General features: G+C 56.6%; 4 protein-coding genes. 1 reads left to right on the top strand and 3 read right to left on the bottom strand.

Going from position 1 to position 4,990, the window contains the following annotated elements:
• Window positions 1-273: 273 nt before the first annotated feature.
• Both AC2VNK_RS09140 and AC2VNK_RS09135 read right to left on the bottom strand, forming a co-directional pair.
• Window positions 274-522: a hypothetical protein gene (locus tag AC2VNK_RS09140; protein WP_486883534.1), complete on the bottom strand. Its 249-nt coding sequence runs from the start codon at window positions 520-522 to the stop codon at window positions 274-276.
• A gap of 33 nt (window positions 523-555) precedes the next feature.
• On the bottom strand, window positions 556-3,585 hold the full coding sequence (locus AC2VNK_RS09135; protein ID WP_215865737.1) for a Tn3 family transposase: 3,030 nt from the start codon (window positions 3,583-3,585) through the stop codon (window positions 556-558).
• A 138-nt stretch (window positions 3,586-3,723) separates the two neighbouring features.
• On the opposite strand from AC2VNK_RS09135, the gene AC2VNK_RS09130 reads away from it, so the two are divergent.
• A complete protein-coding gene (locus AC2VNK_RS09130) occupies window positions 3,724-4,347 on the top strand; it encodes a recombinase family protein (RefSeq protein WP_031575368.1) in 624 nt (207 codons plus the stop codon).
• Between the two features lie 30 nt (window positions 4,348-4,377).
• Here the strand turns inward: AC2VNK_RS09130 and AC2VNK_RS09125 are convergent.
• Window positions 4,378-4,990 (bottom strand): hypothetical protein (locus tag AC2VNK_RS09125; protein ID WP_486883533.1); only part of this gene is annotated, 613 nt, incomplete at its 5' end.

The following is a 4,990-nucleotide window of genomic DNA, read 5'->3' as shown; positions in this document are numbered from 1 at the left end:
CCGTTTTCGATTGCAAGCCGTTACACCTAGCCAGCTCTAGGAATCAGGGCCTTCCGGTTCTCATAATCCATTCTCGAAACAGATTCTCACCAAAACGGGACTGCAACGAGTTTTGAGAACTTCTCCAGTTCCGTCATCTGCCCCCTTTGCATGACCTTGTCTGTGTGACGCCTTATGTGACGGCTCTGGCGGCCAAAATCCCCCCATTCTGCACTGTCACGCAAACGGCCGTATATGTGACACAGAAACCGCAACTGTTACGGTAACAACCGATTAAAGTCCCATCCCCCGACCGCGCGACCGCGCCAATGTCTGACGGTAAGCCTCGCGACCGCCCTGGAGAGATTTGCCCAGCGCCTTTTCATCCACACCCAGCCCGGCCCCCCGCTCTACCAGGTCCGCAAACGTCCTTTGCCATTCGGCCTGTTGCGCGGCGCTGCCGCCTTTTTCCATCCAGCCCCCGAGATCGTGGGCGGCTTTCAGAAGGTCTTTGCGTGCCTGTTCCTGGGGGTGTAAGCCCAAACCCTCGAAAATTTTGTTTGGCCTCGTAATTCCCTATTCCAAGAGCAAATCGGCCACCAACGCATCGAGATCGACCGCCTTGCCCTCGCCCCGGAACGTGTAGTGGCCGCCCATGTGGATGTGCCGCCATGCCACGGGCGATATCTTCTTGATCAGGGACAGGACTCTGTGGCTTGGGTTGGCTCCATACTTGGCGAGTAGCCGTGACAGGATGGCGGAGTTGTAATAGATAATCGCGTTGGCAACCAGCCGGGCGCACTGGTTGCTTATTTCAACCTCGATATCCGTCCTGCCAGTCAGTTCCTTCTTGCCTCCGACTTGGGCTATCGCCGAGCGCATCTGGTGGTAGGACTCGATTCGGTTCTGGGAGCGGTGGATGTTGCGCTGTAACTGGGGATCGCGGGCGTAGCGCAAGGTGTAGGTACTGCGGATCAACTTGTCAAACTCGAATAGCGCATAGCGTGTCGGATTTGGCTGCGTGTAGGTGCATAGTTTCCGGATTAATGTGCCCTGGCTCATCTCCTTGAGACCCAGGGTCGCCACGATCTGGTCGATGTTGGATTTCTCGTTGATGACGGCTTGAAGGTCAATCTGCCCAGTCGGCTGGATAAGGAATTTTTCGTACCGCGCGGGATCACCGGCGCAGTAGATTTGCTGTATCTGTTCGTGAAGCCTGGTGAGGCGCGGTTCGAAACGCAAGCCGAAGCAATGCAGGATGGCAAAATTAGCCTTGTTAATGCTGTGCATGTCGCCGGTGATCACCGTCGGTACGATATCCGAGGTGTTGTGGTACCAGAGATCGAAAACATGGTGGCCCTCAAGCTCGTGCGCGCCGATCAGCCAGCCCTGAAGCGGAACATGGTTGCACAGCAGGGTGTAGGCGACGACACCTTTGCCCCGGCCGAAATATTTGCGGGAAAACCGCGCTTTCACCGTCGGCCGTTCGACCCCGAATTTCTGTCCATCGACGCTACCGTAGAGCGCCTCCAAGCCAAAGGAATAGTGTGGAAAAATGGCAAGGTCTGCGGTGGCATTGCTGATGACATCATTGGCCGCCTGCAAGCTGGCCAGCCGCAGGTACTGCAGATACGTCGCATCCAGAACGTGATAGGGAATATCGCTGGTCTGCGCCATGGTGAGATTGCCATGATTCATTGCCTGGGCCATGATGACTGCCATCAGGCTGTCGGTATCGGCAACCTGCTTGGCGTAGCGCGGCTGCAGCGGCGTTAGTGCCGACAGAAAATGGCATTGCTCATTAACAAATCGAAGAACATCGGCGATATCGCGAAACGACAGCTTGCCGTAAAAAGCATCCTGTTTCGCTTCGTCGTCTCCGACCTTGGGCCGCCGCCAGACCAGCGTCTTGGTCTGGCTGTCATACTCCAGATTTTTCAGTTTTCCCTGGCGCAGGTCTTTGTCGAACGCCAGCCACAGGCGGTGCAGTTCCTCCGTCAAGGCATTGATCTGGGTCTCAATGGGCTGCCGCAGCCAGGGAATATCCAGTTGGCCGAGGGCGGCCGCTTTTTCCTCCAGGGAAACCAGTTCATCGCTGAGGCTGCGGTGCTGGACGCTGTCGTCCAGGTAGACTTCGCCTGACTTGCAGCGTTTCCTAATTTGCCGGTACACCCAAAACTCGTAGCGATCAGCACGAACGCCTGATGCATTGCCTTTCACATCAAATTCGAGCAGATAGGGGCGCAGGCGTTTGGGAATCGTTGCTGCCGGGCATTCGCTAAGTGGTCGCTGCGCCAGTCGCTGTTGTTTGGAGAAAACCCCCTTCATCCAACCCAGTGCCACCAGCCACGGGTTGTCTGGCACTGTGCTGGAAAAATTGAGCGTCACGTACAGTGAGCGCAGGTGGTGTCGGGCACGTTCCGCCAGCTCTTCCACGATCTGCCAGCGCAATTCCAGTTTATTTACCGGTGCCCCGCACAAGCGCTGGCCAGTGAGACGCAATTCGTCTTTGGGCATGATGGTAAAGGCGCTCTCGCGGATTGAACCGAAGGGCGTGGTATCAGCCAGGTTGTCGTCAACATACATCAGCAGCAAACGGCCAACACCAGGCGACTCCTGTCGCCTGGTGGACTGTAGTAGAAAGAATCGCTTTTTCGCCCGGATTTTAGTTTCGTCCTCAAGTTGCTTCATGTGGTAGTCCATCGCATCCATCAGGTTGTCGGTAAGCTGGCGGTAGCGCTGCCATGCGAAGCACAGTAGGTACAGGTAGGTTTGTTTCGGGCGCAGACGGCGCAAATCATAAATCGTGTAAAAATTGGCAAGGCTCGCGTAGTAATTCAGGTTTTGCCGAGAAATTGACAGGATGGGCAACATCGCTTTCGCCGTCTGATAAAGAGGTTCCAGCAAGGTGCGCTTCTTCCGCTCCGACACCATCTGGCGGTAGCCAAAATCCTTGGCATCCTGCTTTAGGGCGGCCAATCCCAACAAAGTGTCATCGTGCACCAGGAGTTGCTGCAACGCCTCCTTGGCAGGTTCATCCAGCAAATTGTCCAATAGGTCACTCAGGCGATTGCGCTCTGTAGTCAGTGTGTCGCTGATGAGTGTCTGCAGGGTCGTGTGTCCCGGTCTGACAATCTTCTGTTCGTGGAGAAAGGCAACCAGTTCGGCGACAATAAAGCCGGGGGTGACGTCGCGATGTACGACTTGCGCCGCACGCTCGGCCAGCAACAGCAGAAATTCAGCAGACCACGGACGATAGTCGAATAGGCCCAAGATCGCGGTGCGCTGCACATAATGCTCGTACTCGGTCACTGGCTGCGGAGCAAACGCCTGACCATGGAAGTAGCGGGTCAGGATAAAGGCGCAGTCCTCTTCCGTTTCTTCCCAGAAAAACGAGAAGAAGGCATATTTGGCTTTGAAATACCCGATCTGCAAGGCGCAATGGACCTGGGCATGAAGACTTTGCCGACTCATCACAAGCCCGAGTTCGCATTCGCTGAAGCTGAGGTACTGCTGCCGCTGACCGTCATCGAAGTCGGGGAGCCCGTATAGGGCGAATCGTTCCGCGTCGGATAATATGGTCAGTCTTTTGTTGTTTTCTGTCATTTTTACTATACATTCTGTATATGCCAAAACGAGCGTTAATATAGCACCACGGCAAGCATGTGAAATAGATTGAAAAATACATACAAGACGTATTACTTTACGGCCTAATTGATGTTAAGACACAACGAGGCTGTTTTCATGGGTAAAATTGTCGCCTATTTGCGCGCATCCACCGACAAGCAGGACCTGAGTCACCAGAAGCTGGAGATACTGGAGTTTGCCCGGAAACGGGAGCTGCGCGTCGACGACTTTATGGAAGTCACAGTCTCATCGCGCAAGACCAGCAAGCAGCGGCGTATCGACGATCTGGTCCAGATGCTGGGCGAAACGGACACCCTCATCGTGACCGAGCTAAGCCGGCTGGGCCGCAGCACGGCCGAAGTGATCTCACTGGTGAATGCCCTGGCGAAGCGCAATATCCGCGTGATCACCATCAAGCAGAACCTCGATATCTCCCAGCAGGACATGAACTCCAAGATTGTCCTCACCCTGTTCTCGCTGTTTGCCGAACTGGAGCGGGATCTGATTGGCATGCGCACAAAGGAAGCGCTGGCGGCCAAGAAGGCACAGGGCAAACAGCTTGGGAAGCCCAAGGGCACGCTGCAGAAGAGTAAGTTCGACAAGGATGTGGAGCGGATCAAGGAGCTGCTGGGTTATGGACTGTCGGTGCGCAAGATCGCCACGCTCCTGGGCCAAACCAGCCACATCGCTCTGAATACCTATATCAACAAGCGGGGGCTTCAGCCGACGCCGAAGGTCTGATTGGGGGCCATCTGTAGCCCCGTGGTCGGGTTACGAGGGCAGACAAAATTTTCGAGGGTTTGGGCTTACACCCCCTTCCTGCCGCGCTTCCCGCTCCTGCTGCGCCCGGCTGATACCCTGCCCATAGGCATCATTCGCGATGGCCCTGAGTGATGGATCGTCTTCCGTCTCTCGCAAGATACGCCGGACTTCCGGGTCGGCTTTCCGTTGCGCCGTCGTCAGCTGCGCGCTTTCCAGCCGATAACCCATGCTTTCCGCCCGCCTTTGCAGGTCCACCTCCAACTCCTGCCGCTGAACGCGGGTCAGCGCGTCCCAGGCCTTTTCCACGCCGGGCAGATCCGGATACGGGTAGGTGTAACCCCCGTCCTTGCCCACCACAAAACCCGCTTCCTGAAACAGCCGCCCGGCATCCGCTGATCCCTGCTGCGCCAACTGGTCCACCAGCGCATCGAGCCGCGACTCCGCCGCCTCCCTTTTCCGCCGCAAAGCCTTCCGCTCCAGGTCCCGCGTGTACCAGGCCTGCTGCCGCCCGTCCGGCTCATGGGTCTTGAGCCGCGCCCGCGCATCATTCAGCACCGCTGCTTCGCCTGCCGCTTCCAGGGCTGCTGCATCCAGCGGCACCGACTGCCGCAGCAGGTGTTCC

The sequence above is a fragment of the Acidithiobacillus sp. TH-A35 genome (assembly GCF_057473505.1).
The sequence above is the reverse complement of the archived record's forward strand: the minus strand, read 5'-3'. Positions and strand labels throughout refer to the sequence as shown.